Genomic DNA, 26,867 nt, shown 5'->3' with positions numbered 1-26,867 from the left:
TGATTTTGCCCCAGGTAGCGGCGCGGTTCAATGATGGCCTCGAGCGTTAACCTGCAATTTAGGACGATCCTTTTCTTGCAATTTACCAAGTATATTTAGTCGTCATTTGAGTTAATTCCGAAATAACCACGGTTCAATATTTGAATTAAACCATCTAAATTCAGCTCAAATTCGGCCCACGAATGAATAGTGACCCCACGAACACAGCGGGGTCAGCATGTTCAACACGCGCAACATTGTTATCGGACTCATCAGCGCCGCCGCGATGATGACCAGCGTCAGCGCCCAGGCCGGCTCGATGCCGTTCCAGCCGCGTGGCGAGGGCGTCCAGGCTCCGATGGGCTTTGCCGATCTGTGCCGTCGCGACACCGAGACCTGCGGCTTGCCGAACAGCCAGCTGGCCCTGATGGGCCTGGGTCCGCGCGCCACCTTCGCTCCGACCTCGTCGATCGGCGTCGCCGCACCGCACCGCTTCGAAGCCGCGAAGGCCGACGCGGCCGAGGACGACGGCCTGAATCTGGTTTCCGTTAACGGCCTGCAGGCCGTTGTGGTCGCCGAGGTCGAGGACTTCGTCGCCGCCGGCGCGCCCAGCCTGAAGGCTTCGGACGCCGAGACCGCCCCGGTACAGATGGCCGCCGCCGAGCCGGCCCCGTCGGCCTGGAGCGGCCGCGACCAGCGCGACCAGATGAAGCTGCTGAACCTGGTCAACCAAACGGTGAACCGCGAGGTCAAGAAGGCCAGCGACCTGGATCTGTACGGCATGCCCGAATACTGGTCGCTGCCGCGCCTGATCGACGGCAAGCTGTATGGCGACTGCGAGGACTACGCCCTGGAAAAGCGCCGCCGCCTGATCGCGGCCGGCGTTCCGGAAGCCGCCATGTCGCTGGCCGTCGCCGTCACCGCCCGCGGCGAAAGCCACGCGGTGCTGATGATCTCGCTGAAGGGCGGCGATATGGTGCTGGACAACCTGACCCCCTGGGCCACGCCGTGGGAAGACCTCAACTATCGCTGGGTCCAGCGTCAGGTCCCGGGCACCGCCCTCTGGACCACCGTCTAATCAGACCGACGCCTAACAAAACCGTTGGCCGATCGCTCCCCCGATCGACGACGAGCGCCCCGGACCTGCGGTCCGGGGCTTTTCGTTGCCCGACGGGTCACCAAGACATGGATCTCTGAATGCGTTCGCGCCCGCCTCGGGGAACCGAAGCGGGCGCGAAAGTCGATATTGTCAGGCGGCGAAACCGCCCAGCGTAAAGCTTAGAAGAGGTGCGAGACCGTCAGGGCCAGACCGGCCCACAGGCCGATCGAGACCATGGCGCCCAGGCCCAGCCCCACGAGGGGCGGCAAGCGCTTGCCCCGCGTAGCCGGCGCGACTTCAATCTGGGCGAAGGACATCTTGGCGTCGATCATCGAGCAGCACTCCTGATGCCGTCGATGTAACGTCACTACAAATAAGGACGCCTGAATAAACAGAGTCTATTACACGTTAAGCATACAGCCCGCCGGTTGTGGATTTTTCCCCGCGACGCTGTGAGTCATTTGCGCTAGCGTGGCGGGGTCGGAACTGGAAACCAGTCCGCGACGTGGTGGGGAAATACGAGGGTCATCTGGTGGACGGGGGATCGTATACCGAACTTCTCGCGCCAGGATTGAGCGGACCGCTCCCCCCGGTTGCCGTGGACTTGCGCAAGCGCACGCTCGACATCGTCGCCTCGGCATTGCTGCTGGCCCTGTTCGCCCCGCTGCTGCTGCTGGCGGCCCTGCTGATCAAGCTGGAGTCGCCCGGCCCCGCCCTCTTCCGTCAGACCCGTGGCGGCCTGGCCGGCGGGCGGTTCCAGATCCTGAAACTTCGCACCATGCATTGCCGCGAGGACGGGCCCGACCTGGTCCAGGCCCAGCGTGGCGACAACCGCGTCACCCGCATCGGCCGTATCCTGCGCGCCACCAGCATCGACGAGCTGCCGCAGCTCCTGAACGTGCTGCGGGGGGACATGTCGCTGGTCGGCCCCCGCCCGCACGCCGCCGCCCATGACGACTACTACGCCATGCGGATCCCGGAATATTACGCCCGCTACCAGGCGCGTCCGGGCCTGACCGGCTGGGCCCAGGTCAAGGGTTTGCGCGGCGGCACCGAAACGGTCGACGCCATGCGCCGGCGCGTCGAGGCCGATATCGACTACATCCAGACCTGGTCGATCCTGAAGGACGCCAAGATCGTCCTGCTGACCATTCCCAGCCTGCTGATCGCCGACAACGCCTACTAGGCCGCTCTCGGCGGCCTACTGGATCGGCTGGAGCTTGGCCAGGGCGCGGGTATTGCGCTCGGCCACGATCAGGAAGGCCAGGCCCATTCGACCGGACGGGTTCTTGAGGCTGTTGGCCAGACCAATGAGACGGCGCTCGCCCCCTCGCCCGTACTCGGCGCGGACCTGGTACATGACCTGCTGGCGCACATCGGGGGTCAAGGCCGGCCAGTTCTCATAGGCAAGCCGGGCGCGGCTCATGAACAGGCTGGCCTGCAGGGGCGCGACCGACAGCGAGCGCGCCAGCGCCTCGTTGGCGGCAGTAACGTCGTTGCGCTGGAAGTCCACCGCCGCCTTGCGCAGCCAAGCCGAGCCCGAGCCCGGCCGCATGGCGACTTCGCGCTGGCTGAGGGCTTCCAGCCGCGCTTTAGCGGCGGGGTCGGCGGCGTTGCGGACCAGACCGACCTCGATGCTCGTGGCCAGGACCTCGGCCGAAGCCGTCGGCATCGCCGACAGGTCACCGCCGAACCGCGCTGCGACGAGGGGCATGGCGACAAGGACCGAGACCAGTAGTGCGCAACTTGCGAAGGCGATCGTGCTCCACGGCGCCGTCGGCTTGGCACTGCGACGACGCAGCGGGGCCGTTGCGGTCATCGCGCCCAGGCCGACGGCGAACACGGCCTGCAGGGCCGGCACCTGGACGGCGAAGTCCGACAGGCCGTGCAGCAGCACCACCACCGTCGCGGCGATCGTGGCGCGAGCCAGGGCGCCGATCGTGCCCGGCTTCACCGCCTCCGCGCCGACACGCCACAGCGTGACCAGCAGCCAGGCCAGCATGAACACGCCCCCGACGATGCCGCCCTCCTCCAGCCACTGCAGATAGAGGTTGTGGGTGGCGCGGACGTCGAACAGAACACCCAGGTTCTCGGTGTTGGTGAAGAGTTGGTTCACGATCGGGAACGAGCCCAGGCCAAAGCCGAACCACGGCGAGGTCTTGAAGGCCTCCCAGTGGGCCGCGAAGATCGTCTGTCGGACGGCGACGTCTGTGTCGAGACTTTCCAGGCGCGCGGCCGTCAGCTCGGCGCTGCGCATGGCCACTCCGACGACGACCAGCAGGCCGGCCGCTCCGCCGATGATGGCGATGGTTCGCGCCTTGCGGCCTTGGGCGATCACCTGCCAGGTCAGCAGGACGGTCAGGCCGACGACCGTGGCGAAGATGCCGCCGCGCGACGCCGTCATGGCCAGGGCGACACCGAATACGGCGGTCAGGCCCAGGCTGAGGCTGGCGTCCAGGCCCAGGCGCTCCAGGCGCAGCGAGCCACCCGCCCGCTGCAGAGCTTGCGAAAAGAAGGTCGCTCCGAACACCACGCAGACGCCCATCAGGGTGCCGGCGCTGTTCGGGCTGAGCAGGGTGCCGATCAGGCGGCGGCCGCCGCGCAGGCTGACATGGTCGATCATGACCAGGGCCGCATAGGCGCCCAGGCCCAGCAGCAGCCACCACACCATGATCCGGCGGCGGCTCTCCGACGCGCCGATGATCTGGGCGGCCAGGAATAGGCAGGCCAAGCCGACCAGACGCAGGAGATTCAGCAGCAGGGACGAACGGTCGACCGTGATCGAACCGCCGTGCGGACCGACATAGGCCCAGACCGGATGGGCGCCGCCGGGACCGAACGGGGTCAGGCTCCAGGCCGCCGCGATCAGCACGGCCAGGAACATCAGGCTGGGCCAGATCGAGATGAGATTGCCGGGCAGCTTGCGCGCCCAACCGCAGAAGGCCATCAGGCCCAGCAGTAGGGCCGCTTGCAGGGCGCCAAACACGGCGGCCACCGCCACGTCGCTGGCCCCGAAGGCGACGACTTCGGCCAGCACCAAAGTAACGAGGGCGCCGATCGCGACGCCCTCTGAAACTTTCAACTTGCGTGTCTTGGAAGCGTCGGGCGACGGCGCGCCCCCGCCCGTCCGCGTCCTAGTCCGCATAGTACTTTCGATAGTTGGCGTAGTAATAATAGGAGTCGCCGTAGCCGTAGCGAGACTGGGCCTTGAGGTCCATCTGCGTCAGGGCGACGCCGGCGATGAACGCCCGCGTGCCTTGCAGCAGGCCCAGGGCCGACTGCACGGCTTTGACTGGCGTCTTCTTCCAACGGACCAGCATGACCACGGCGTCGGCATGCGGCGCCAGGATGCGGGTGTCGGCGATGGCCAGCAGCGGCGCGGTGTCCAGCAGCACGATCTCGTAGCGGCTACGCAACTCCTGCAGCAGACGATGCATGGCCGACGAGCCGAGCACGTCACGCGGCGTGTAGGCCGACTTGGCCAGCGGCAGGATGTGGGCGCCGCTCTCGTCGGTGATCAGCGCCTGATCCAGGGTCGCGACGCCGTTCAGGACCTCCAACAGGCCGACCGGAGCCGGTTCCTTCAGGAACTGACTGATCGCGCTCTGGCGCAGGTCGCAGTCGACCACGATAACCTTGGCGCCCGAGGTCGCCAGGGTGCGGGCCAGCGAGAACGTCGTCGTGGTCTTACCTTCGCCCGGAAGGGACGAGGTGACCGCGATGACCTTCACCGGCTCGCCGACCTTGGAGAACAGGATCGACGCACGCAGCTTGCGCAGGCTTTCGGCGAAGCTGGAAAGCGGCTTGGCCAGCAGGTAGTCCGGCGGCGTCAGGCCCTTCAGGGTCTTGGAGTCGTCGACCGTGGTGCCAAGGCTCGGGACCGCGCCCAGATAAGGCAGGCCCAGACGGCGCTCGACTTCGTCCTCGGTGAAGAGGCCCGCCATCAGGATCTCGGCCAGCACGACCGCCGCGAGGCCCGCGCCCAAGGCCAGCACCAGGCCGAGGGCCAGGTTCAGCGAGGGTTTGGGATAGCTGGGACGGGTCGGAATCTTGGCCGGCGACACCACGCGGGCGTCGGCCTGCTCGATGCCGTCCTGGGCCGTGGTCTGCTTGAAGCGGGCCAGCAAGCTTTCGTACAGCGTCTTGACCGACTGCGACTTGCGTTCCAGCTCGGCCAAGCCAATGGCGGCGCGGTTGTTGCCGGCGAGGGTCCCGCGCGAGGCGGAAACGCTGGAGGCCACCGAGCCGGTGCGCTGACGGGCCACCTGAGCCTGGGCTTCCAGGTTCGAGATGATCCGACGAATTTCCGCCTGGATCTGGCCGTCGATATCGGCCAGTTCGCGACGGGCCTTCAGCAGGTCCGGGTGACGGTCGCCGTAACGACCGGCGAGGTCAGCGACCTGGGCGCTCTTGGTCGCGCGCTGCTGACGCAACTGCTGCACGACGGGCGAATTCAGGGACTCGCCCACGTCTTCGCCGGTGCTGCCCCGCGCCAGTTGCTGGCGGGCGATGTTCAGGCGGGCGTCGGTCTCGGCCTGCGAGGCGCGGCTGAGGGCCAGCTGTTGGTTCAGGCCGGAGATTTCCTGCTCGGTGAGGGTGGCCCCCTCGGCGCTGAGCAGGTTGTTGGCGATCTTGTACTGCTGGACCGCGGCGTCAGCTTCCTGCACCTGGCCCCGCAGTTCGGACACGCGGGTGTCCAGCCACTCGTTGGCCTTGGCGGTCGCGTCGAACTTCGCCTCCAGCTGTTCGGTCAGGTAGAGGTTGGCGAATGCATTGGCCACTTCCGAAGCGCGCTTCGGATCGGTGTGCGTGTACTCCACCGAAATCAGATACGTCATGCCCGCCCGGCGGACCTTCAGGCCGCTCAGTACGTTATCGACGATCCGTTCGCGCTGACGCTGCAGCTCGAGCGGGTCGATCGTCGCGGTCGGCGACGCCGCCTTCTTGATCGACGACAGCCAGGCCGAAGCGCCCTTGGCGTCCACCAGGTAGGGATTGAAGTACGGATCCTGCTCGAGCTTCAAGTCCTTGACGACTCGGCTGGCCAGCGAGCGCGACTTGAGCACCTCGACCTCGGTGTCGACGACGGACGAGTCCGCCGGCAAACCCGAGAGCACCGCGCTCATATCGGTGACCTGTTCCTTCCGCACGTCCAGCATAACCTGGGCCATGGCGGTGTATTTGGGTGTCTGCTGCAGGGTGAACAGCACCACGGCTGCGAACACCACCACAGCCACGGCCGCGAACAGCCGGAAGCGTCGCCTGAAGGTCGCGATCGCGATGTTCAGGTCAAAAGACAACGCTCCGGTGTCATTCACCGGAGCGTTCGAAGTTTCAAAACCGGAGCCGTCCATAAGTACTCTCAGTATCCGGCAAACCTTGCCGTTTCGTGGACGTGATAGGTGTCGTTACTAGAACTGCAGAGCGACCGAAGCGATCAGCTTGTTGTCCTTGAACGAGGCGCCGGTCTGACCGACCGCGCCGGTCGAGTCCTGCTTCAGGTAGTTGTAGGTCAGGAACAGGCCCACACGACGGTTCAGGAGATAGGTTGCAGTAGCCGAGAAGTTGTCACGCTTGTCGCTACGATCGATGCCCTTGTAATTGTCCTTACCGTGGGTGTAGGCCGCCGAGAGCAGCACATTCCGCAGCAATTCGTGGTCGATCGACGCGCCGATGTTGTTCGAGATGTAGCCTTGCGAGCCCAACGCAGTCGATTCCTCGATCGAGCGCGAGCCATTCAGGCCAACCGTCGTCAGCTGGGTCGGGAACCACTCGAGGCGGCCCTGGGCGCTGAAGCCGTCGATGTCGGCGAAAGCGGGATTGTCGTACGACTGCTTCATGTAGCCGACCAGGACGTCACCACGCACCAGCTCGGAAACGTCGAAGTTGGCGCCGACGCCCAGCACATAACCGTCCGAAGTACGATCCGTAGCGGCGACCTTGTTGTCATAGTCGCGCTTGTTGCCGGTAGCCGACACATAAAGCGCCGTATCGGGGCTGACCGCGTATTCGGCCTTACCGCCGTAGGTCAGTTCATTACGGTCACGGAAGTCCTGGTCGATGATGTTCGACCCGGCGAGCGGAACCGTCCGACGGACGTCGTCGTAGTTGTAGTCCTTGTCCTCGACACGGCCGACCAGACGCAGACGGTTGAACTCCTTGGTCAGGACGATCGAGCCCTGGTTCAGGTCGTACTCAACCGGCTCGGCAGCCGCCGAAGGAGCCGTCGGATTCGTACGCGGTTCAACGAGGTGCTGGGTCTGGACCGAACCGGTGATGTTCGAGCCACGCGAGATGTCGACGCGGCCGTTGGCCGACAGCGTATATTCTTCGGCGTCTTCCGTACCCTTGTCCGAGTAGCGGATGACGTTGCCGCCGGCGAAGAAGCCCAGCGCGTGACGCGACCAGTTCGAACGGACGGCCAGTTCCGGCTTCACGCGCCAGATGTTGTCATCGGTCTTGCCGGTCGCCGAAGCGTAGATGTTGTCGTTATGCTCAAGATCCACGGTCACGCGCGGATACAGCGTAAAGCCGCCAGCCCTCTGGCCGGTCGCTTCGTAGTCAGGGCGCGGGCGCTGACGAACGGAAACGTTCTTGTCGCGCTTGAAGTTCGAGCCAACAAGATCTTGCGCCTGAGCAAGTTGTGGCGCGCTCAGCGCCATACAGGCCGCGATGGCCGAGCACGTTAGAATTCTCATGATTATCCCCACCAGTAAGCGGTGGCCGACGCGCGTCGTGACGCATCGGTCCACCCCGGGTTCTTAGTCGCTTAGCTGCCGCAGTAGGCAGCGACAACGCCAGCGCACGGATCGTACGGCGCCGTAGGCGGAGCCGTGTTCGCACCACCGGCGCCAGCACCAGCGGCGGCGCCGCCGTCAGTAGCCGTCGAGGCCGCGCCTTGCAGGCTGACCAGGACGCTCGGCGCGCCGCCGCCGTCGGTCGCCGCCGTCGTGACGGTGGCCGATTGACCAGTCTGGGCCAGTTGTTGCTGCACGGCCGGAGCCGAGGCGACTTGCTGAGCCGCTTCCGCCGACACGCCCGCGGCGACCTGGATGGCCACACCGGCGCTGACCGTGCCGCTGGCGACGGCTTGCACCAGAGCGGCGCTGATCACGGCCGGCGAAGCGCCGGACGCGGCCAGGGCGTTCGAGACGGCGGCCTGGATGGCGGCCAGCTTGGCCGAAGCCGACAGACGGGCGAAGCCCGGCTGAGCAGCGGCCGAAGCAGCGGCTTGCTGGATGGTCGCCTGCAGCGTTTGGGCCGTCGGCGCGGTTTGAGTGTTTTGAGCCCAGACGGCGCCAGCGCCGATCGGGGCGAGCGCAACGGCCAGGCTAATGGCGATAGCGCGAACGCGGTTAGAAGCCATTGCTCCCTCCAATTGAACGGGGTCCCTTTAGGACAACGTAAACGAATGCTCTAGCCCGGATTACGCTTTTTCGTCGATTTCTCGGCGAGAGCGTCTCTTGAAGATCACACATCGCCGCAATCTTCGCGCGAATAAGACAACGCAACCGGACTTATAGACTTGAAATATGACGAGCCTGCCCCGCCGTGGGCCATACGCAGAGTTTTATCGGCGGTTTGGTTAGGCCTAAAAAACCATGTACGGCAGCGTATGGCAACGCCGCTCACGTAGAATCCGTGGTTAATGCTGCGAATCTGGTCGATTTCGCGCTATAGGCGACCAAATAGTTCGATTAATTCGCAGTCGGCTTGGTTAAGACTCAACGGAAATAGGATTAGGCGGCCACGGAAGTCGCTGCGGAGACTTGCTGGCGCTGCACCAAACACCCGTACCAGCCTAGGCCCGCATAGGTTTCGTAGCCCGGAGTCAGGGCATAGCCGACCGTGACGTCGCCATCCGCATAGCTGCCCATCGATCCCCCCGATACATCCAGCGGAAAGACTTCGCTGAGCACCCCTTGATTGTCGGACGAGGCCAATACTCGGCCCTTCTGGTCCAGCAGCATGACGCGCGAGCGTTCGCGCTCCTCGGGCGTCAGGCGCACGCCGTCGACCACGGCCTGGGCCTGGGGTCGCCAGTCGAAGTGGACGCCCAGCACGCCCAGCACCTTGCCCTTGGCCTGGCCGCCCTCGCGAATGGCGGTGGCGTAGGTGGCGACCGGGGCGTCACCCAGCGCGCGGCTCTTCTCGATGTCGCAGGCCACAAAGTCATCGCCGGTGGACGTTCGCATGCCGTCCCGGAACCACTTGGCGTCGGCGACCGACTGGCCGACCACGCCCGGATACTTGCCGGGCCGCCCATTGGCGACGACCCGTCCCTTGGCGTCGCAGATCCACAGGTCGAGATAGACCGTATAGGCGTCCAGGATCACACCCAGGCGCTCGCTGGCGTAGCGGGTCGCGCCCGCATCGTCGTCGGCCAGGCAGGCGACCACCGCCGAGTCCGTAGCCCACCACCGCACGTCGCAGGTGCGCTCATAGAGATTGCGGTCGACGATCTCGATGGCGTTCAAAGCGAGATCGGCCAGGCGCTGGCCGCGCATGTGGCCCAGAATGGCCCCGCCGATGGCCGACAGCTCGTCGAGGTCGGCGCGCACCTGGCTGTCCAGGGCGGCGGCCACCGCGTCGATCTCGGTCGAGATCTTCTTGAACTCTTCGGCGACGATGGCGAAGCCCTTGCCGGCCTCGCCCGCGCGGGCGGCCACGATCAGGGCGTTGATCGACAGCATCTTGGCCGCGCGATTGACCCGGGCGATCTCGCCGATCTTTTCGCCGGCCACGCTGGAGAGCCGTTCCGACAGATCGAGAATCCGTTCCGGACGGAGACTGGCGTCGTGGTCCATCCCTGTCGCGCCCCCACGCTAACTGATCGAAAACTGATCGAAAACTGATCGAAGCAAACTTTCGGGCGAATCGACCCGATCCACGCAAGATGACGCCCTCGTCATCGCCGCGCGATGACACCGCAGGTCACACCCAAGCCGCAAGGCCCTTCAAACACGAAAAAGCGCCGGAACGCCCGCAAAACGGGCGCCCGGCGCTCAAGATTTCGGCGAAGAGAACGCTGTTCTAGACGTCGACCTCGGCGTCGAGGGCGTTTTCCTGGATGAACTCGCGGCGCGGCTCGACCAGATCGCCCATCAGGCGGCTGAACATGTCGTCGGCGTCGTCGGCATGATTCACCCGCACCTGCAGCAGGGTGCGAGCTTCCACGTCCAGCGTGGTCTCCCACAGCTGGTCGGGGTTCATCTCGCCCAGGCCCTTGTAGCGCTGGATGGTCAGGCCCTTCCGGCCGGCGTCCAGCACCGCGTTGACCAGGTCGAGCGGGCCACGGACCGTGGTCGACTTGTCCTTGCGGCGGAACACGGCGCGGCCCGAGAAGATCTCGGCCAGCTTGACGGCGCGCTCGGCCAGGCGGCGGGCGTCGGCGGCGTGCAGCAGCACGTCGTCCAGCACCACGCGCTCGGACACGCCGCGACGCACACGGCTGAACACGAAGCCAGTGTCGCCCCGCTCGCCCGACCAGGGACCGTCGCCCTCCTCGTTATAGAGGTTCAGGCGCGTGGCGGCGGCGGTCGCGTCCGGCGTCTCGCCCAGCAGGCCGGCCAGGGCCGCCTGCTCGATGGCCGAGGCCGGCGCGCGGGCCGCCAGGCGGTCGATATTGCCCTTGGCCGAACGGCACAGCTGCACCAGGGCCAGCAGGTCCTGACCGGTCATGCGCTCGCCCGACACCAGGTCCAGCTCGGCCCCGTCAACGCCCTCGTCCACCAGGAAGGCGTCCATCTCGGTGTCGTCCTTCAGGTAGCGCGAGGACTTGCCCTTGGCGGCTTTGTAGAGCGGCGGCTGGGCGATGTAGATGTAGCCGCGCTCGATCAGTTGCGGCATCTGCCGGTAGAAGAAGGTCAGCAGCAGCGTGCGGATGTGAGCGCCGTCGACGTCGGCGTCGGTCATCAGCACGATCTTGTGGTAGCGCACCTTGTCCGGGTTGAAGTCGTCGCGGCCGATGCCGGCGCCAAGCGCCGTGATCAGCGTGCCGATCTGGTCCGACGACAGCATCTTGTCGAAGCGCGCGCGCTCGACGTTCAGGATCTTGCCGCGCAGGGGCAAGACGGCCTGGTTGTCGCGGTTGCGGGCCTGCTTGGCCGAGCCGCCGGCCGAGTCACCCTCGACGATGAAGATCTCGGACTTGGCCGGGTCGCGCTCGGAGCAGTCGGCCAGCTTGCCGGGCAGGCTGGTGATGTCGAGCGCGCTCTTGCGGCGGGTCAGTTCGCGGGCCTTGCGGGCGGCTTCGCGGGCCGCCGCGGCCTCGGCGATCTTGCTGACAATCTGCTTGGCTTCGTTCGGATGCTCCTCGAACCAGGTCGCCAGGCCTTCCGAGACCAGGTTTTCCACGGCCGGACGCACTTCCGACGAGACCAGCTTGTCCTTGGTCTGCGAGCTGAACTTGGGGTCCGGCACCTTGACCGACAGCACGCAGGTCAGGCCTTCCCGGGCGTCTTCGCCGCCCAGATTGACCTTTTCCTTCTTCATGATGCCCGAGCTCTCGGCATAGCCGGTGATGATCCGGGTCAGGGCCGCGCGGAAGGCCGAAAGGTGCGTGCCGCCATCCCGCTGCGGAATGTTGTTGGTGAAGCACAGCATCTGCTCGTGGTAGCTGTCGTTCCACCACATGGCGAGATCGATCTCGACCTTGTCCTTGACGCCGCGCACCGCGATCGGGGCCTTCAGCAGCGGAGTCTTGGCCTTGTCCAGGTGGCGGACGAAGGCCTCGATGCCGCCCTCGTAGAACAGCTTTTCTTCCCACGGCTCGGCGTCGCGGTGATCCTTGAACCAGATCGTCACGCCCGAGTTCAGGAACGCCAGCTCGCGCAGGCGGTGCTCCAGGGTCTTCCGGTCGAATTCGATGAACGCGAAGGTGTCCGTCGACGGATAGAAGGTCACTTCCGTGCCGGTCAGGGTCTCGCCGGCCTTGGGGCCTTCCTCGCGCACCGGCGAGTCGCCCGTGACCTTCAGCGAGGTCACCGCGTCGCCGCGCTCGAAGCGCATCTGGTGGACCTTGCCATTGCGGTGGATCAGCAGTTCCAGCCAGTCCGACAGGGCGTTGACGACCGAGACGCCCACGCCGTGCAGGCCGCCCGAGACCTTGTAGCTGTTCTGGTCGAACTTACCGCCGGCGTGCAACTGGGTCATGATGACCTCGGCCGCCGAGACGCCTTCGCCCTCGTGCATGTCGACAGGGATGCCGCGACCGTCATCAGTGACCGTCACCGAGCCGTCGGCGTTCAGGATCACCTGGACCTTGGTGGCGTGGCCGGCCAGGGCCTCGTCGATGGCGTTGTCGACCACCTCGTAGACCATGTGGTGCAGGCCCGAACCGTCGTCGGTGTCGCCGATGTACATGCCGGGGCGCTTGCGGACGGCGTCCAGGCCCTTCAGCACCTTGATCGAGTCCGCGCCGTACTGGGCGGCGGCTTCCTCGGTGGTCATCTCGGCCGACACTTCGGGAACTTGGTCTTCGGTGTTCTCGGTCATTCGTCTTCCAGGATGGTCAGGCCGGCATCGCCCACGCGAACGCCTAATGCCCGACCCTTGAGATGGTCGAACAGCGACTCGTCCGTGCCGGTGAGGAAGGCCTGGAGCTTGAGCGCCGTGAGTTCATCGGCCAAGGCGGCCCGACGGGTAAGGTCGAGATGCGCGGCGACTTCGTCGAGCAATATTACAGGATTCGGCGCGGATTCGGCACGCGAAAGTCGCGCCGCCTGGGCCAAAACCAGGTTCAAAATCAGCGCTTTTTGCTCTCCGGTCGAGCATTCCGCCGCCGGACGGTCCTTCTCGACGTGGAAGATGGCCAGATCGCCGCGGTGAGGACCGGTCAGGGCCCGTCCGGCGGCCCCATCGCGGGCTCGCGCAACACTGAGCGCGGCGGCTAACCTTTCCTCGATTTCGGCGAAAGGAACCCCGTCCAGCGCCATTTTCTCCCATTCGCCGGTCAGGGTCAGGCGCGCCTGCGGGAATGGGCGGTCGCCCCGGCCGTCGATCTCGCCCTGGAGCGCGGAAAGCGTCCGGGCGCGAGCCTGGGACATCAGGGCCCCGCTCTCGGCCAGGCGGGCCTCCAGGGCGTTTAGCCAGGTGGCGTCGGGCGCGACGCCGGCCTCGGCCGCGTCGGTCAGCAGGCGCATGCGCTCGCGCTGGGCCTTGTCATAGGCGTTGGCGTTGGCGGCGTGGGACGGTTCGCCGGCGAACACCAGGCGGTCGAAGAACCGCCGGCGCTCAGAGGCGGCCTCCAGGAACAGCCGATCCTGGGCCGGGGTCAGCCAGATCGGTCGCACATGGTCGGCCAAACGTCCGGGAGAAACAGTCTCGCCCTCGATGCGGACGGTGCGACGGGCGGCCCCGCCCTGCTCCACGCCGGTGCCGATGCGGATCGGGGCGTCATCCCCACTCTCGACCTCGGCGGCGACGGCCCAGGCGCGCCCCACGGCCTCGCCGGGCATCCGGCGGCCGACCTCGGCCATGCTGGCCCCGCGCAGGCCCTTGCCGGGAGTCAGCAGGCTGATTGCTTCCAGGAGATTGGTCTTGCCGGCCCCGTTGGCCCCGAACAGGTAGACGCTGCGCCCCTCGGTCTCGAGGCGAGCGCGCTCGTACGAGCGGAAGTCCGTCAGGGTCAGGGAAAGCAAAGCGGCCGACGCCATGCCGCCTAATAGCACTTCGTCGGCGATGCGCAGCCCCCGGACTTCAGGCGAACCCGCTACGTCGCTTCAGCGCCAGATGCACCAAGGTGTGGAACTCACCGCGAGCTAAGTGCAGGGCGTGCCGCCCGCCTAACAGCAGCACGGTCCAGAGTCCGACACTGACCATCACCGTCGCGACGCGTTCCCAGGCGATGCGCATGCGCGCCTCCATGTCCAGAAGCGTCGGGGATGCGCCCCGAACTTGGCCGGAAAGGGCCCGGATCGGGGCGAAAAGCGCGCTGGCTCAGCCGATCTTGTAGCCGCAGAGCTTGTTGCCATCCAGATCGCGGAAATAGGCGAAATAGGCCTTGGGCATCCGCGCGCCCGGCTGGCCTTCATCCTTGCCGCCCAGCTCGATCGCCTTGGCATGAAAGGCGTCGACCTCTTCGACGGTGTCGAAGGCGAAGCCGCCCATCATGCCGTTGCCGATGCAGGCCGGATTGCCGTCGAACGGACCCAGCACCCCGAACATGCAGCCGTCGCCGCGATAGAGGCGGCCGCCTGACGGATGCTCGAACAGCGGCTTGTAGCCGATCGAGCCCAGCAGGCCGTCGTAGAAGGCCTTGGCCTTCTCCAGGTCGTTCGAGCCGACCGTCACATAGTTCACCTTGGCCATGAGCCGCCTCCCGTTTCTTAATGAAACGGACCTTAGCGCCCTTATGAGCCTCCGCAATATGACCCTTGCGTAAGCGTCATCGCTCCCAGAGCGATCGGTGCCCGTAGACCCAGGCGCCGACATCGGCGAAACGGTCGGTGACGATCGCGCAGGTCCGTACACGCCCGGCCTTGGCGCTGGTGATCCAGCCGGAGCGCTCCAGGATCTTCAGGTGCTTCATGAACGAGGTCAGGGCCATGCCATGCGGCGCGGCCAGTTCGCCGACACTGGCGGGCCCTTGGCCAAGCCGGCTCAGAATGGCCCGCCGCGTGGGATCGGCCAGCGCCAGGAAGGTGTCGTCGAGGGCGGCGGCATGCTTATCCATACGGCTAAGCATGCCTGCTAAACACCTATTTTGCCAAGGAAATTCCCAGCACCTTCTGCAGGAACTGAGTTTCGACCTCGCGGCGGCGGTCGTTGTTGGCTTTCTTCAGGAAGCCGTGGCCTTCGTCCTTGAACTGAACGTACCAGGTCTCGATGCCCTGGCTACGCAGCTTGGCGACGACCTGGTCGGACTCGGACTTGGGCACGCGGGGATCGTTCCAGCCCTGCATGACCAGCATCGGCTTGGTGATCTTGCCCACATTGTTCATCGGCGAGATCGTCTCGAAGGCCTTCAGCATCTTCGGGTCGCGCTCGTCGCCATATTCGACGCGACGCAGGTCGCGGCGATAGGCCTCGGTGTTCTGCAGGAACGAGACGAAGTTGCTGATGCCGTAGCGCTCGACGCCGCCGGCCAGGCGGTCGGAATAGTGGGTCATCACGGCCAGCGACATGTAGCCGCCATACGACTGGCCGTAGACCACGACCCGCGAGGGATCCAGGTCCGGCTGCGTCTTGATCCAGTCCAGCAGGGCGCCGATGTCCTTGACCGAGTCCTCGCGCTTCTCGGCGTTGTCGAGATTGAGGTAGGTCTTGCCGTAGCCGGTCGAGCCGCGGACGTTGGTGACGATCACCGCCGCGCCCAGCTCGGCCACCGTGTGCTGGTGCAGGGCGCTGAAGGTCGGCCGCGACTGGCCTTCCGGGCCGCCGTGGATGTCGATGATCACCGGGGCCCGCTGGCCAGCCGCCAGCTTGGGCTTGTAGATGAACGCCGGGATCGAGCGCTTGTCGAACGAGGGGTAGCGGACCAGGGTCGGGCTGACCAAAGCCTTGGCGTCCAAGCCGCCCAGCTCCGAGGCCGTCCAGCGTTCCAGCTTGGCGTCGGTGACGCCCCAGCTCCAGGCGTCGCTCGCGGCGGTCGGGGTGGCCAAGCTGAAGCCCAGCTTCGAACCGTCCGGCGAGAAGGCGATGTCGCTGACCACACCGGCCGGCAGCTCCGGCTGCGGCAGGGCGCGGCGGGTACGGAAGTCCTGCACGACCAGCTTGGAATAGCCGTCCTCGTTGACGACATAGGCCAGAATCCGCCCGTCGTCGGACAGGGCGAAGTCCTCGACATCCCAGGGACGCTCACCCGAAAGGATAACCTTGGCGCCGGTGGCCAGATCGATCTGGGTCAGGCGCTGGAAGTCAGAGCCTTCGTCCGACAGCAGCAGCACGCTGCGGCCGTCCGGCGTGAACTTGCCGCCCGCATAGGCGATCTTGGTCTTGCTAGGGTTCAGCTCGGTCAGCTTGCCGGTCGCGACGTCCAGCAGCCAGCGCTTGGACTCCGAGATCGAGAAGTAGCGGCCCAGCAGCACCGTCTTGCCGTCGGCCGACACCGCCAGCGGCGAGACCTGACCCTGGCCCTTGTAGATCACCTTCGTCGCGCCAGAGGCGTCGCGCATCAGGACGTCGGAGTCGCCCGAGCCCTTGGTCGAGCGCGACCACACCAGGATGGAGCCGTCCTTGGACCAGGCCGGCGAGCCGTTGCGGGTGCCGGTCTCGGTCAGCTGCGTGGTCTTGCCGTCAGGGCCGCGCAGGAACAGCTGGAACCACTCGTCGCCGCCGGTGTCCTTGGAGAACAGGATCTGGCCGCCCGGCAGGGTGTGGGCGCCGCCGACCGGCTCGTCATAGAAGGTGATCTGGCTGCGGTCGGCGCCCGGCGCGGCGACCGTGTGCAGCTGGTTGGTGTTGCCAAAGCGGGTCGTGATGATGACCCCGCCATCCGACGCCCAGTCGCCGAACATCGCCGAGCGAGCGTTCTGATAACGCGACAGGCTCTCACGGATCGCCGGCGACGCGACCGGCACGTTCTCCAGGATCTGGTTGCCCATCTCCCGGCGATCGACCGCCTGCTGGGCGAGCGCGGGAACGGCGGCGGCGAGGGCCAGGACGGCGGCCGAGGCGGCGAGCAGCTTCTTCATCGATGAACCCCCGAAAGCAAAACGGGCGCCCAAGGCGCCCGCTTCTCGTTGTCGAACGCGCGGGATCAGACCCGCAGCGGCATCAGCACGTACTTCACGCCCGGATCGACCGGATCGACCACCAGGGTGGGCGAGGCCGGGTCGGCGAAGCGGAACTCGGCCTGCGGGCCGGCGATCTGGCCGCAGACGTCCAGCAGGTAGCGGGCGTTGAAGCCGATTTCGAAGGGCTCGCCGTCGTAGTCGACCTCGACCTCTTCAACGGCCTGGCCAGCTTCCATGTTGCGGACGGTCAGGGTGATGCGACCCGGCTCGACGGCCAGCTTCACCGAACGGCTTTTCTCGGCCGAGATGGTGGCCACGCGGTCGACGGCCTTGGCGAACAGGTCGTTGTCCAGGGTCAGGATCTTGGCGTTGTCGCGCGGGATGACGCGCAGATAATCCGGGAAGGCGCCATCGATGACCTTGGAGGTCAGGGCGGCCGCGCCGAATTCGAAACGGACCTTCTGCGGCGACAGCTGGACGTCGACCGTCTCGCCGGCCGATTCCATCAGGCGACGGGCTTCGGCGATGGTCTTGCGCGGCACGATCACGCCCGGCAGGCCGGCCGCGCCTTCCGGCGCCGGCATCTCGGCCAGGGCCAGACGGTGACCGTCGGTGGCCACGGCGCGCAGCTTGGCCTCGCCGCCTTCGTTGACCGTGTGGATATAGAGACCGTTCAGATAGTAGCGGGTCTCTTCGGTCGAGATGGCGAAGCGGGTCTTGTCGATCAGGCGGATCAGCTCGTTGGTGTCGACCGCGATGCGGCCCGACAGGCCGTCGCTGCTCATCACCGGGAAGTCGCCCGCCGGCAGCACCGGCAGGTTGAAGCGCGAGCGGCCGGCCTGGATCACCAGGCGAGGGTCATCACCGCTGAAGGTCAGCGAGACGTCGGCGCCGTCGGGCAGCTTGCGGACGATCTCGTACAAGGTGTGGGCCGGGGCCGTGATCTGGCCCGGGACGTCGATCTGGGCGAAGCCCTCGTCGATGATCTCCATATCCAGATCGGTCGCCGAGAACGCCAGGCGGTCGCCTTCGGCGGACAGCAGGATGTTCGACAGAATCGGGATGGTGTTGCGGCGCTCGACGACGCTCTGCACGTGACCCAGCGCCTTCAGGAGCGCCGCCCGTTCGATGGTAAGCTTCATAGTCGGTCCAGATCGCGCGGTCGGTCGATGGAATCGACCGCTACCCCCGTTGAGAATGGACCGCCGACATTATCGCAATGCGCGAACGGGGGAAGGGGGCGCGGCGGTCATTCCGCGCCCCTTGAAGTCAAAAACGCGCAGTTCAGGCCTTCTGGTCGAAAGACCCGCCCGAGCTGTCACCGTCCGAGGCCGCGCCGGCATACGGATTGGCGGCGCCAGACGCCGGCTCGCCCGTCGAAGGACCGGTCGAACCCTTGGCCGCCACGGCGACCATGGCCGGGCGCACCAGGCGGCCCATCAGCTCGTAGCCGGCCTGCAGCACGGCGACCACGCCGCCGGCGGCGACTTCGGTCGAGGGCTGTTCGGTCACGGCCTGGTGCAGGTGCGGGTCGAACTTCTCGCCCTTGGCCGGATCGATCTTCTTCAGGCCGTTGCGTTCGAAGGCGCTGGTGAGCTCCTTCTCGGTCATCTCGACGCCGATGATGAAGTTCTTCACCGCCGGATCGGCCGACTCGCGCGGGCTGTGGGCGGTGGCGCGCGACAGGTTGTCGGCGACACCCAGCAGGTCGCGGCCGAACTTCTGGATCGCATAGGCGCGCGCGTCGTTCATCTCGCGCTCGGCGCGGCGCTTGGTGTTCTCGGCCTCGGCGGCGTAGCGCAGGGCCTGCTCCTTCAGAGCGGCCACTTCCAGCTTCAGCGCCTCGATCTCTTGCGACGCGTCATCAGCCTCGAAGGCGACGTCTTCGGCCGGCGTTTGCTCGTCGGTCATCTCGTACAGTCCTTATCCATCCATCATCCGCCCCAGCACCCGGGCGGTATAGTCCACCAACGGAATGACTCGGGCGTAGTTCAATCGCGCCGGACCGATCACGCCGATCGCCCCCAGCACCTTCTGTCGGCCCGTCATATAGGGCGCCGCGATCACCGAGGAACCCGAAAGCGAAAACAGGCGCGTTTCGGCCCCGATATAGATGCGCACGCCCTCGGCGTCACGAACGTCGTCGAGCAGGCCGATCAGCTGCCCCTTCTGCTCCAGGTCGTCGAACAGCTGGCGCACGCGGTCGATGTCCTCACGAGCCCGCGCATCGGCCAGCAGGTTGGCTTGCCCGCGCACGATCAGCGAGCGGGCGTCGCCCTCCCCGCCGCTCCAGGCGGCCAGGCCGTCCTCGACCAAGCGGGCGGCGGTCTCGTCCAGTTGGCGGCGGGCGATGTCCAGCTCGCCGCCCATCTCGGTCCGCGTCTCGGACAGCGTGCGGCCGCGCAGGCGGGCGTTGAGGAAGTTGGACGCCTCCTGCAGGGCTGAGGGCGTGACGCCTGGGGCCTGGCGCATCAGTCGATTCTCGACCTGCCCGTCCTCGAACACCATGACCGCCAGCACCTGGCCGCCGCCCAGGGGCACGAACTCCACGTGCTTGACCCCGCCCTCGCGGACCGGCGTGACCACGATCCCGGCCCCGCCGGCCAGGCCCGACAGCACGGACGAGGCTTCCGACAGCGCCTCCTCGAACGAGCGGCCCTTCACGGCCAGCCGAGCCTCGATGGCCCGCTTGTCGTCCTCAGCGACGTCGCCGACCTCCAGCAGGCCGTCGACGAACATCCGCAGGCCGGCATGGGTGGGCATGCGCCCGGCGCTGGTGTGGGGCGCGTCCAGCAGGCCCAGCTGCGCCAGGTCCTGCATGGTGTTGCGGATCGAGGCCGGCGACAAAGCCAGGCCGGCCCTTGACAGGGTGCGCGAGCCGACGGGATCGCCGGTCTCGAGATACGACTCCACCACGCGCCGGAAAATGTCGCGGGCGCGGCTGTCCAGCTCGGTGAGGCCTGGCGTGCGGACGATCGGACCGGGAAAAAGATGCGTCATATGGGCGTGTCGTTTGGGACCCGGTCGGCGAACAAAAGGCGTCGGCCTCTTAGACTTCGCCTCCCAATAGGATAAGCGGCCATCACAGACATTCAAATAGCCGGAGTTTCCCCATGCGTCCGTCCGAACGCGCCCCCGACCAGCTGCGCGCCGTCACGCTGGAAACCGGCGTCAACCGCTACGCCGAAGGCTCGTGCCTGATCTCGTTCGGCCACACCAAGGTGCTGGTGACGGCCACGGTCGAGGAAAACGTCCCCGGCTGGATGCGCAACAAGGGCGCCGGCTGGGTCACGGCCGAGTACGGCATGCTGCCCCGCGCCACCCACAGCCGCGGCCGCCGCGAAGCCGCCGCCGGCAAGCAGACCGGCCGCACGCAGGAAATCCAGCGCCTGATCGGCCGCAGCCTTCGCGCTGTCGTCGACCTGAAGGCCCTGGGCGAGCGCCAGATCACCCTGGACTGCGACGTCGTCCAGGCCGACGGCGGCACCCGCACCGCCGCCATCACCGGCGCCTGGGTCGCCCTGCGCCTGGCCACCAAGTACCTGCTGGACGAAGGCGTGCTGAAGACCGACCCGATCCTGGGCCAGGTGGCGGCCGTCTCGTGCGGCGTGTTCAACAACGTCCCGGTGCTCGACCTCGACTACGAGGAAGACAGCAACGCCGAAGCCGACAGCAACTTCGTCCTGACCGGCGACGGCGACATCGTCGAGATCCAGGCCACCGGCGAAAAGCGCGGCTTCACCCGCGCCGAGTTCGAGTCGCTCTATGCGCTGGCTGAAAAGGGCATCGGCGAGCTGTTCGCGCTGCAACGCGCGGCGATCGGCGCTTAAGCCACCCGACCGCACTTGTCCGAACGGGGTAACGGTCCCAGATTCCTAGTCTGAGATAGGAGTTTCGCGTGACCACCCCGTTCGATGGCTATGAAGTCGAAGCCCGCCTGCGCCCGTCGGCCGAGGCGTATCGCTTCGATCTGGACCAGGCGCTGGCCTCGATGGTGGCGCTGGAGGCCCAGGTCCCGGCCGACGCCTATACGGCTGGCATCCTGGGCACCGAGCGCGTCGGCAACGGCGTGGTCGTCGGCCCCGGCGGCCTCGTCCTGACCATGGCCTATCTGATCACCGAGGCCGGGGAAGTCACCCTCACCCGCAACGACGGCCGCCGCGTGCCCGCGCACGTGCTGGGCCTGGATGTCCGGTCGGGCCTGGGCCTCGTGCAGGCGCTCGAGCCGCTGGACCTACCAGTTATGACCATCGGCTCGGCCAAGGACCTGGACGTCGGCGCCCCGATCATCGCCGCTGGCGCTGGCGGCCGGGCCCACGCCGTGGCCGGCAAGGTCCTGGCCCGCATGCCTTTCGCCGGCTACTGGGAATACCTGCTGGACGACGCCATCATCACCGGCCCCGCCCACCCGCACTGGAGCGGCGCGGCCCTGATCGGCCCCAAGGGCGACCTGGTCGGCCTGGGCTCGCTGACCCTGGAAGGCCGCGACAACGAGGGCCAGGCCCGACCGATCAACATGTTCGTGCCCGCCGAACTGTTGCCGCCGATCCTGGACGAACTGGCGCGCGGCAAGGCTCCGCACCCGCCGCGTCCCTGGCTGGGCGTCTTCGCCCAGGAGATGGAGAACCACGTCGTCATCGTCGGCATCTCGCCCAAGGGCCCGGCCGCCCGCGCCGAGCTGCGGGCCGGCGACCTGATCCTGGCGGTCGATGGCATGCCCGTCTCCGACCTCGCCGAGTTCTACGACCGGCTGTGGAGCCTGGGCGACGCCGGCGTCAGTGTGCCCCTGAAGATCCTGCGCGAGGGCGACGCCTTCGAGCTGGAGGTCCGCTCGATGGACCGCGCCAGCCTGCTGAAGAAGCGGCGGCTGAACTAAGCCGCCGCTCCTGGCTCGGCTTAGCGCTGCGGCGGGGCGACCCAGCCGTCGGCGTTGTCGATATAGGCCTTCCGCTTGACCTTGTCGTACAGGCAGAGCTTGGCGTTGTTGGAGCCGCGCGACTTGTCGGACACCAGCACAGCGACCTTACCGACACGATCGTCGAAGCCGATGATCGGCGAGGGCCGGGCGTTGCGGTAGCCGGCCGCGGCGACGCAGCTGCGGGTGACGCGCTGATCGAACTCGGCCCAGGCGCCGGGGCTGGAGGCTTGGGAGGCGGCGGCCGCCGCCAGGGCGCCGACGGTGACGATCGACGCGAAGACAATGCGAGTGGCGGACAATGTGTGTTCCTTGGGATGTCGAGGCGCCCCCGCCTCCCCGCTGAAACGCCCCGACGCCGCGCCGGTTTCATCGTGAGCCGAACTTAGCCGTCGAGCTCGTCGCCCGCGTCCGCCGGACCGTATTCGAAGGTCAACAAGTCGCCCGGCTGGCAGTCCAGCTCGCGGCACAGGGCGTCCAGGGTCGAGAAGCGGACGGCGCGGGCCTTGCCGGTCTTCAGGATCGAGAGGTTGGCGATCGTCACGCCGACGCGGTCGGACAGCTCGGTCAGCGACATGCGCCGTTCCAGCAGCACGCGGTCGAGGTTCACGCGGACAGGCATGCGGGAAGCGCTCCGGTTCAGATCGTGAGTTCGGCTTCGCGACGAAGGCGTGCGCCCTCGCGGAAGACCTCGGCCAGGACGAAGACGACCAGCACCGAGAACCAGGCGGTCAGGGTGAAGCTGTCGTCGATGACCTTGGCCTTGGGGGCCAGCCAGCGAGCCATGCCCGAAAAGACGTAGCGCCCGACTTCCAGGCCGGCCAGGACGAGGCCAATCAGGCGCAGACGCACCACGTTGTCGGGATGGAAGGGGTCGCCGGCCGTCAGGGTGGCGAAGATCTTGCGCAGCCGCTCGACGATGATCATCCAGCCGCCCAGCAGCAGGGCGTAGGCCGCCAGGGCCCCGGCGAACAGCGCGCCGTTGCGGCTGATGGCCTCGACGGCGTCGCTGATCGGCAACATCGAGGCCAGCAATTCGGGATTGAAGCTGAACAGCAGGGCGACCAGCGTGAACAGCGACAGAAGGCTCACGAAGATCCACAGCCCGACGTAGATGACGTCGAGGATGATCTTCAGGAAACTCGATACGGAGCCGGGCCCCAACGCGCGCATGGCTGCTCCCCAACAGCGACGCTCAAACATGCCCCGCGTCGCGAGGAGACGTCAAAAGCTCGGGCTTGAAAACCCTGGAAACTCTTGGCTCGCCTTAAAGCGTCTGCACCACGAACGCCACGGCCGACACCGGAACAGCCACGATCAGAGCGGCGGTAATGGCGGTCATGACGACCTTGTCGGCGATGCGGAACAGGCGGGCGGCGGACATCTTGTTTTCCAGTTTGAGCGACGTGGTTGGGGCCGAGCCATTCGGTCCCTCGCCACAATCAACAGATAGGCGGCGATTTGAGTTCCGCCAATCTCGTTTATCGAGAAACGATATTAAACTACCGTAATGATGCACGCGGGTTCGGAACAGTTGCCCTTAGGTCACAGTGGCGTGCGTAGCGACCATCGACGTGCGTTTGGAGACGATTTCGAACCAGGCCGAAAGCGCTGGTCGGCCGGCGCGCCAGTCGCTGACCTGGCGCACGTCCTGATAGGCCAGCTGCACCGCCACGGCGATCTCGCCGATCTCGAAACGCTCGCCCGACAGGCTGCCGTCGACCACCGCCGCCTCGAAGAGATCCAGCGCCGCGTTGACCGCCCGCAACTGGCGCTCGAACAGGTCCTGGCGGTGCTCTTCCTTGGGCCGCATCCGCTCGCGCACGACCAGCACCGAGGCGTCGCCCATGCCATCGGCGGCGGCCTCGAAGGTCAGGGCGCGGCGGCGGGCCGGCTGCTCGGCCGGGATCAGGCGGGGCTCGGCGAGACCGTCGACATAGTCGGCGACGACGCCGGAATCGAAGATGACCTCGCCGTCCTCCAGGATCAGGGCCGGGACCTTGCACAGCGGGTTCTGGCTGCGCAGGGTCTCGTCCTGGAACGGCATGGCGATCTCCAGGGAAAACAGGTCGAACAGACCTTTTTCGAGGGCCAGCACACGAACCTTGCGGGCAAACGGCGAAATTGGAGCGTAAAGAAGCCGCATCAGGTGATTTCCCCCGGGAGTAGTGACATGGCGCTGAAGCTTGAAATGGGATCGAAGCTCGTGGCCGCCACCCATAATCCCGGCAAGGTGCCCGAGATCACCGCCCTGCTGGACGGCCGCTTCGAAATCATCACCGCCGGCCAGCTGGGTCTGCCCGAGCCGGACGAGACCGAAAGCACCTTCGTCGGCAACGCTCTGCTCAAGGCCCGCCACGCCGCCGACCTCTCCGGCCTGCCCGCCATCGCCGACGACAGCGGCCTGTCGGTCAAGGCGCTGGACGGCGCGCCGGGCATCTACTCCGCCCGCTGGGCAGGGCCCGGCAAGGACTTCGCCATGGCCATGGACAAGGTCGCCGAGCGCATCGAGGCCACGGGAACCGAGGACTATTCGGCCTGGTTCACCTCAGCCCTGGCCGTGGCGTGGCCGAACGGTCCGGCCGTGGTGGTCGAGGGCCGCGTCGACGGGGCCCTGGTGTTCCCCGGTCGCGGCACGCGCGGCTTCGGCTACGACCCGATCTTCGTGCCCGAGGGCCATGACACCACCTTCGGCGAGATGGAACCGGCCGCCAAGGACGCCATGAGCCACCGCGCCCGCGCCTTCGCCAAGCTGAAGGCGGCGCTGTTTGACTGATAGCCTCGGCGTCTACGTCCACTGGCCGTACTGTTCGCGGATCTGTCCCTATTGCGACTTCAACGTCGTGCGTGACCGGGGCAAGACCGACGAGCAGGCGGCGCTGGCCGACGCCATCGTCGCCGATCTCATCGCCCAGCGTGAACTGACGGGCGAGCGGCAGCTGCTGTCGATCTTCTTCGGCGGCGGCACGCCTTCGCTGATGGACCCGGCCCAGGTCGCGCGGGTGATCGAGACGGCCAAGCGCCTGTGGTCGCCCGTCGCCGACCTGGAGATCAGCCTCGAAGCCAATCCCACCGACGCCGAGGCCGGCCGCTTCGAGGCCCTGGCCGACGCGGGGATCCAGCGGCTGTCACTAGGCGTCCAGGCGCTGGACGACGCGTCCCTGAAAGCCCTGGGCCGCAACCACGACGCCGGCGCGGCGCGGCGGGCGATCGCCGCGGCGACCAAGGCTTTCCCGCGCCTGTCGATCGACCTGATCTATGCCCGCCCCGGCCAGACCGACGCGGCCTGGCGCGCTGAGCTGGCCGAGGCCATCGCCCTGGGCCCCGAACATGTCTCGCCTTACCAGCTGACCATCGAGCACGGCACCGCCTTCGACCGCGCGGTCGGGCGCGGGACCCTGGTCGTGCCCGACGAGGACTTGGCCGCCACGCTGTTCGAAACCACCCAGGAACTGCTGGAGGCCGCCGGCTTCGACGCCTACGAGGTCTCCAACCACGCTCGAGGCGACGCCGCCCGCTCGCGGCACAACCTCGTCTACTGGCGCGGCGTCGACTATGTCGGCGTCGGCCCCGGCGCGCATGGCCGCCTGGCCCTGCTTGAAGGCCGCGCGGCCACGGTCGCCCATCGCGCCATCAAGGACTACATCGCCGCCGTGACCGAGACCGGCGTCGGCTTCGAACGCGAGATCCTGAGCCCCGAAGAAGCCGCCGAGGAGCGCCTGGTCCTGGGCCTGCGCATCGACGACGGGGTGCGATTCGACGAGATGGCGCCGCTGGGCCTGACCCCGGACCTGCCGAAGGTGCGCGATCTGGTGGAGGCGGGGCTGCTAGTTGACGACGCCAATCGTTTGCGCGCCACTCGCGCGGGCCGCCTGGTCCTGGACCGGCTGACAGGAACGCTCGCGACCTGATATGCCTTCTTTCCGAGCACGAAGGACATCCATACGTTGAGCCGCCAGCTTCCCCCGCCAGCCCTGTCCGATGCGCCCCTGGCGCCCGGCCTCTATCTGGTGGCGACGCCGATCGGCAATCTGCGTGACATCACCCTGCGGGCGCTGGACGTGCTGGCCGCCTGCGACGTGCTGCTGGCCGAGGACACCCGCGTCACCGGCAAGCTGCTGTCGGCCTACGCCATCAAGACCAAGCTAGAGCGCCACGACGAACACGTGGCCGAGCGCGCCATCCCCGGCATCCTCGAGCGCCTGGAGGCCGGCGAGCGCGTGGCCCTGGTCTCGGACGCCGGCACGCCGATGGTCTCCGATCCCGGCTACCGCCTGGCCAAGGAGGCGATCGCCGCCGGCCATCCGGTGATCCCGATCCCCGGCGCTTCCGCCGCCCTTGCTGCGCTTACCCTGGCCGGGCTGCCGACCGACCGCTTCCTGTTCGCCGGCTTCCCGCCGCCCAAGAGCGCCGCGCGCCGGACCTTCTTCGAGGAATTCGCCAACACCCGCGCCACCCTGATCTTCTACGAAGGCGCCTCGCGGGTGGATGACTGCCTGGCCGACATGGCCGCCGTGTTCGGTGGAACCCGTCAGGCGGCGGTGTGCCGTGAACTGACCAAGCTCTACGAGACCTGCATTCGCGCGCCCCTGGCCGAGCTGGCCGTTGACCCGCGCTTCGAGGCCCCCAAGGGCGAGATCGTCATCCTGGTCGGTCCGGGCTCGGAGAAGGTCGCCACGGCCGACGACGCCGAGGCCGCCCTGCGCGAAGCCATGGCTCGCCTGCCGCTGGGCGAGGCCGCCTCCGAGGTCGCCAAGGCGCTGGGCCTGTCGCGCAAGGACCTCTATCGCCAGGCCCTGGCGCTGAAGGAGCAGGCCTGATGGCGGCGGGGGCTCGTCAGATCCGAGGCGCGACCGCGCGCAAGGTCGGACGGCGGGCCGAGGTCTGGGCGGCGCTGTGGCTGATGGCCAAGGGCTATCGGATTCTGGGTTTCCGCCTGGCCACCCCGCTGGGCGAAATCGACCTCCTGGCGCAACGCGGCAAGGTGCTGGCCGTTGTGGAGGTCAAGCAAAGGACGACGATCGAGGACGCCCTGGACGCCGTGACGCCCACCCAGCGCGAGCGCCTGCGCCGCGCCGCCGCCCATGTCAGCGCGCACCGCGCCAGCCTGCGCGACCTTCTCGTGCGCCTGGACCTGATCGCCCTGGCCCCCGGCCGCGCGCCGCGCCACCTGCCCGACGCCTGGCAAGGAGTCTGA

The 26,867-nt window shown here is 67.1% G+C and carries 28 protein-coding genes; 8 read left to right on the top strand and 20 right to left on the bottom strand.

The annotated features are described in order from the left end of the window. Window positions 1-217 precede the first annotated feature (217 nt). A complete protein-coding gene (locus tag AC07NF_RS13835) occupies window positions 218-1,057 on the top strand; it encodes a transglutaminase-like cysteine peptidase (protein ID WP_494626697.1) in 840 nt (279 codons plus the stop codon). A gap of 200 nt (window positions 1,058-1,257) precedes the next feature. On the opposite strand, the gene AC07NF_RS13830 is transcribed toward AC07NF_RS13835, so the two are convergent. After that, the gene (locus tag AC07NF_RS13830) at window positions 1,258-1,410 is read right to left on the bottom strand and encodes a hypothetical protein (protein WP_291874755.1); all 153 of its coding nucleotides are present in this window, start codon (window positions 1,408-1,410) and stop codon (window positions 1,258-1,260) included. Between the two features lie 200 nt (window positions 1,411-1,610). Here AC07NF_RS13830 and AC07NF_RS13825 point away from each other — a divergent pair, with 200 nt between their 5' ends. Further along, window positions 1,611-2,264: a sugar transferase gene (locus AC07NF_RS13825; RefSeq protein ID WP_494626695.1), complete on the top strand. Its 654-nt coding sequence runs from the start codon at window positions 1,611-1,613 to the stop codon at window positions 2,262-2,264. A gap of 15 nt (window positions 2,265-2,279) precedes the next feature. Here AC07NF_RS13825 and AC07NF_RS13820 read toward each other — a convergent pair whose 3' ends face one another. The 14 genes from AC07NF_RS13820 to hrcA all read right to left on the bottom strand — a co-directional run bounded on the left by AC07NF_RS13820 (window position 2,280) and on the right by hrcA (window position 19,755). Next, window positions 2,280-4,160 (bottom strand): O-antigen ligase family protein, encoded by a 1,881-nt coding sequence (locus AC07NF_RS13820; protein WP_494626693.1) that lies wholly within the window; start codon window positions 4,158-4,160, stop codon window positions 2,280-2,282. A gap of 52 nt (window positions 4,161-4,212) precedes the next feature. Next, the gene (locus AC07NF_RS13815; protein WP_494626691.1) at window positions 4,213-6,432 is read right to left on the bottom strand and encodes a GumC family protein; all 2,220 of its coding nucleotides are present in this window, start codon (window positions 6,430-6,432) and stop codon (window positions 4,213-4,215) included. A gap of 57 nt (window positions 6,433-6,489) precedes the next feature. Then, a complete protein-coding gene (locus AC07NF_RS13810; protein ID WP_494626689.1) occupies window positions 6,490-7,776 on the bottom strand; it encodes an outer membrane beta-barrel protein in 1,287 nt (428 codons plus the stop codon). A 71-nt stretch (window positions 7,777-7,847) separates the two neighbouring features. After that, window positions 7,848-8,444 (bottom strand): hypothetical protein, encoded by a 597-nt coding sequence (locus tag AC07NF_RS13805; RefSeq protein WP_494626687.1) that lies wholly within the window; start codon window positions 8,442-8,444, stop codon window positions 7,848-7,850. 373 nt (window positions 8,445-8,817) lie between these two features. Beyond that, entirely contained in the window at window positions 8,818-9,885 is a 1,068-nt protein-coding gene (locus tag AC07NF_RS13800; RefSeq protein WP_494626685.1) for a PDC sensor domain-containing protein, read from the bottom strand. Window positions 9,886-10,111: 226 nt separating this feature from the next. After that, window positions 10,112-12,574, bottom strand: a complete 2,463-nt coding sequence (gene gyrB / locus AC07NF_RS13795) for a DNA topoisomerase (ATP-hydrolyzing) subunit B (protein ID WP_492815809.1) — start codon at window positions 12,572-12,574, stop codon at window positions 10,112-10,114. Next, window positions 12,571-13,734 carry a DNA replication/repair protein RecF gene (gene recF / locus AC07NF_RS13790; RefSeq protein ID WP_494626682.1) on the bottom strand — a complete coding sequence of 388 codons (1,164 nt, stop codon included), beginning with the start codon at window positions 13,732-13,734 and terminating at the stop codon, window positions 12,571-12,573. The genes gyrB and recF overlap by 4 nt, the downstream gene beginning before the upstream one ends. A gap of 43 nt (window positions 13,735-13,777) precedes the next feature. Then, entirely contained in the window at window positions 13,778-13,933 is a 156-nt protein-coding gene (locus AC07NF_RS13785) for a hypothetical protein (protein ID WP_494626680.1), read from the bottom strand. 84 nt (window positions 13,934-14,017) lie between these two features. After that, window positions 14,018-14,389: a VOC family protein gene (locus tag AC07NF_RS13780; protein WP_454758325.1), complete on the bottom strand. Its 372-nt coding sequence runs from the start codon at window positions 14,387-14,389 to the stop codon at window positions 14,018-14,020. Between the two features lie 76 nt (window positions 14,390-14,465). Next, on the bottom strand, window positions 14,466-14,753 hold the full coding sequence (locus AC07NF_RS13775; RefSeq protein ID WP_454713683.1) for an ArsR/SmtB family transcription factor: 288 nt from the start codon (window positions 14,751-14,753) through the stop codon (window positions 14,466-14,468). Window positions 14,754-14,778: 25 nt separating this feature from the next. Further along, window positions 14,779-16,713 (bottom strand): S9 family peptidase, encoded by a 1,935-nt coding sequence (locus tag AC07NF_RS13770; RefSeq protein ID WP_494626677.1) that lies wholly within the window; start codon window positions 16,711-16,713, stop codon window positions 14,779-14,781. A gap of 65 nt (window positions 16,714-16,778) precedes the next feature. Further along, window positions 16,779-17,897 (bottom strand): DNA polymerase III subunit beta, encoded by a 1,119-nt coding sequence (gene dnaN, locus AC07NF_RS13765; RefSeq protein WP_492815814.1) that lies wholly within the window; start codon window positions 17,895-17,897, stop codon window positions 16,779-16,781. A gap of 142 nt (window positions 17,898-18,039) precedes the next feature. Further along, window positions 18,040-18,666, bottom strand: coding sequence for a nucleotide exchange factor GrpE (gene grpE / locus AC07NF_RS13760; protein ID WP_494626675.1), 627 nt, complete (start codon window positions 18,664-18,666; stop codon window positions 18,040-18,042). Window positions 18,667-18,678: 12 nt separating this feature from the next. After that, entirely contained in the window at window positions 18,679-19,755 is a 1,077-nt protein-coding gene (gene hrcA / locus AC07NF_RS13755) for a heat-inducible transcriptional repressor HrcA (RefSeq protein ID WP_494626673.1), read from the bottom strand. Window positions 19,756-19,868: 113 nt separating this feature from the next. On the opposite strand from hrcA, the gene rph reads away from it, so the two are divergent. Beyond that, complete coding sequence (rph, locus tag AC07NF_RS13750; protein WP_492815817.1) at window positions 19,869-20,585, top strand: ribonuclease PH; 717 nt, start codon at window positions 19,869-19,871, stop codon at window positions 20,583-20,585. A gap of 68 nt (window positions 20,586-20,653) precedes the next feature. Continuing rightward, a complete protein-coding gene (locus tag AC07NF_RS13745; protein ID WP_494626670.1) occupies window positions 20,654-21,631 on the top strand; it encodes a S1C family serine protease in 978 nt (325 codons plus the stop codon). A 20-nt stretch (window positions 21,632-21,651) separates the two neighbouring features. On the opposite strand, the gene AC07NF_RS13740 is transcribed toward AC07NF_RS13745, so the two are convergent. From AC07NF_RS13740 to AC07NF_RS13720, 5 genes are all read right to left on the bottom strand, one after another. After that, on the bottom strand, window positions 21,652-21,972 hold the full coding sequence (locus tag AC07NF_RS13740; RefSeq protein ID WP_492815819.1) for a hypothetical protein: 321 nt from the start codon (window positions 21,970-21,972) through the stop codon (window positions 21,652-21,654). Window positions 21,973-22,055: 83 nt separating this feature from the next. Beyond that, a complete protein-coding gene (locus tag AC07NF_RS13735; RefSeq protein ID WP_494626668.1) occupies window positions 22,056-22,292 on the bottom strand; it encodes a helix-turn-helix domain-containing protein in 237 nt (78 codons plus the stop codon). Between the two features lie 17 nt (window positions 22,293-22,309). Continuing rightward, complete coding sequence (locus AC07NF_RS13730; RefSeq protein WP_291874712.1) at window positions 22,310-22,843, bottom strand: DUF2975 domain-containing protein; 534 nt, start codon at window positions 22,841-22,843, stop codon at window positions 22,310-22,312. A gap of 94 nt (window positions 22,844-22,937) precedes the next feature. Further along, window positions 22,938-23,054: a hypothetical protein gene (locus tag AC07NF_RS13725; protein WP_295108901.1), complete on the bottom strand. Its 117-nt coding sequence runs from the start codon at window positions 23,052-23,054 to the stop codon at window positions 22,938-22,940. Between the two features lie 156 nt (window positions 23,055-23,210). After that, a complete protein-coding gene (locus AC07NF_RS13720) occupies window positions 23,211-23,816 on the bottom strand; it encodes a glutathione S-transferase N-terminal domain-containing protein (RefSeq protein ID WP_494626665.1) in 606 nt (201 codons plus the stop codon). 27 nt (window positions 23,817-23,843) lie between these two features. On the opposite strand from AC07NF_RS13720, the gene rdgB reads away from it, so the two are divergent. The 4 genes from rdgB to AC07NF_RS13700 are packed head-to-tail and all read left to right on the top strand — an operon-like array spanning window position 23,844 to window position 26,867. Next, window positions 23,844-24,446 (top strand): RdgB/HAM1 family non-canonical purine NTP pyrophosphatase, encoded by a 603-nt coding sequence (rdgB, locus tag AC07NF_RS13715; RefSeq protein WP_494626663.1) that lies wholly within the window; start codon window positions 23,844-23,846, stop codon window positions 24,444-24,446. Then, entirely contained in the window at window positions 24,439-25,581 is a 1,143-nt protein-coding gene (gene hemW, locus AC07NF_RS13710) for a radical SAM family heme chaperone HemW (RefSeq protein ID WP_494626661.1), read from the top strand. Before rdgB ends, hemW begins: the two co-directional genes overlap by 8 nt. A gap of 36 nt (window positions 25,582-25,617) precedes the next feature. After that, window positions 25,618-26,490: a 16S rRNA (cytidine(1402)-2'-O)-methyltransferase gene (gene rsmI / locus AC07NF_RS13705; protein ID WP_494626658.1), complete on the top strand. Its 873-nt coding sequence runs from the start codon at window positions 25,618-25,620 to the stop codon at window positions 26,488-26,490. Further along, the gene (locus AC07NF_RS13700; protein WP_494626656.1) at window positions 26,490-26,867 is read left to right on the top strand and encodes a YraN family protein; all 378 of its coding nucleotides are present in this window, start codon (window positions 26,490-26,492) and stop codon (window positions 26,865-26,867) included. Before rsmI ends, AC07NF_RS13700 begins: the two co-directional genes overlap by 1 nt.

The sequence above is a fragment of the Caulobacter sp. GW821-FHT10A06 genome (assembly GCF_059415805.1).
This window is presented reverse-complemented; position numbering and strand designations above follow the sequence as displayed.

Bases quoted from the DNA above. Each gene is read 5' to 3' on its own strand.
- AC07NF_RS13830 (WP_291874755.1), bottom strand. From the start codon at position 1,410: ATGATCGACGCCAAGATGTCCTTCGCCCAGATTGAAGTCGCGCCGGCT.
- AC07NF_RS13725 (WP_295108901.1), bottom strand. From the start codon at position 23,054: ATGTCCGCCGCCCGCCTGTTCCGCATCGCCGACAAGGTCGTCATGACC.
- rph (WP_492815817.1), top strand. From the start codon at position 19,869: ATGCGTCCGTCCGAACGCGCCCCCGACCAGCTGCGCGCCGTCACGCTG.
- gyrB (WP_492815809.1), bottom strand. From the start codon at position 12,574: ATGACCGAGAACACCGAAGACCAAGTTCCCGAAGTGTCGGCCGAGATG.
- hrcA (WP_494626673.1), bottom strand. From the start codon at position 19,755: ATGACGCATCTTTTTCCCGGTCCGATCGTCCGCACGCCAGGCCTCACC.
- AC07NF_RS13735 (WP_494626668.1), bottom strand. From the start codon at position 22,292: ATGCCTGTCCGCGTGAACCTCGACCGCGTGCTGCTGGAACGGCGCATG.
- dnaN (WP_492815814.1), bottom strand. From the start codon at position 17,897: ATGAAGCTTACCATCGAACGGGCGGCGCTCCTGAAGGCGCTGGGTCAC.
- grpE (WP_494626675.1), bottom strand. From the start codon at position 18,666: ATGACCGACGAGCAAACGCCGGCCGAAGACGTCGCCTTCGAGGCTGAT.
- rdgB (WP_494626663.1), top strand. From the start codon at position 23,844: ATGGCGCTGAAGCTTGAAATGGGATCGAAGCTCGTGGCCGCCACCCAT.
- AC07NF_RS13775 (WP_454713683.1), bottom strand. From the start codon at position 14,753: ATGGATAAGCATGCCGCCGCCCTCGACGACACCTTCCTGGCGCTGGCC.
- AC07NF_RS13835 (WP_494626697.1), top strand. From the start codon at position 218: ATGTTCAACACGCGCAACATTGTTATCGGACTCATCAGCGCCGCCGCG.
- AC07NF_RS13785 (WP_494626680.1), bottom strand. From the start codon at position 13,933: ATGCGCATCGCCTGGGAACGCGTCGCGACGGTGATGGTCAGTGTCGGA.
- AC07NF_RS13720 (WP_494626665.1), bottom strand. From the start codon at position 23,816: ATGCGGCTTCTTTACGCTCCAATTTCGCCGTTTGCCCGCAAGGTTCGT.
- AC07NF_RS13800 (WP_494626685.1), bottom strand. From the start codon at position 9,885: ATGGACCACGACGCCAGTCTCCGTCCGGAACGGATTCTCGATCTGTCG.
- AC07NF_RS13770 (WP_494626677.1), bottom strand. From the start codon at position 16,713: ATGAAGAAGCTGCTCGCCGCCTCGGCCGCCGTCCTGGCCCTCGCCGCC.
- AC07NF_RS13700 (WP_494626656.1), top strand. From the start codon at position 26,490: ATGGCGGCGGGGGCTCGTCAGATCCGAGGCGCGACCGCGCGCAAGGTC.
- AC07NF_RS13805 (WP_494626687.1), bottom strand. From the start codon at position 8,444: ATGGCTTCTAACCGCGTTCGCGCTATCGCCATTAGCCTGGCCGTTGCG.
- AC07NF_RS13780 (WP_454758325.1), bottom strand. From the start codon at position 14,389: ATGGCCAAGGTGAACTATGTGACGGTCGGCTCGAACGACCTGGAGAAG.
- AC07NF_RS13810 (WP_494626689.1), bottom strand. From the start codon at position 7,776: ATGAGAATTCTAACGTGCTCGGCCATCGCGGCCTGTATGGCGCTGAGC.
- AC07NF_RS13815 (WP_494626691.1), bottom strand. From the start codon at position 6,432: ATGGACGGCTCCGGTTTTGAAACTTCGAACGCTCCGGTGAATGACACC.
- AC07NF_RS13730 (WP_291874712.1), bottom strand. From the start codon at position 22,843: ATGCGCGCGTTGGGGCCCGGCTCCGTATCGAGTTTCCTGAAGATCATC.
- recF (WP_494626682.1), bottom strand. From the start codon at position 13,734: ATGGCGTCGGCCGCTTTGCTTTCCCTGACCCTGACGGACTTCCGCTCG.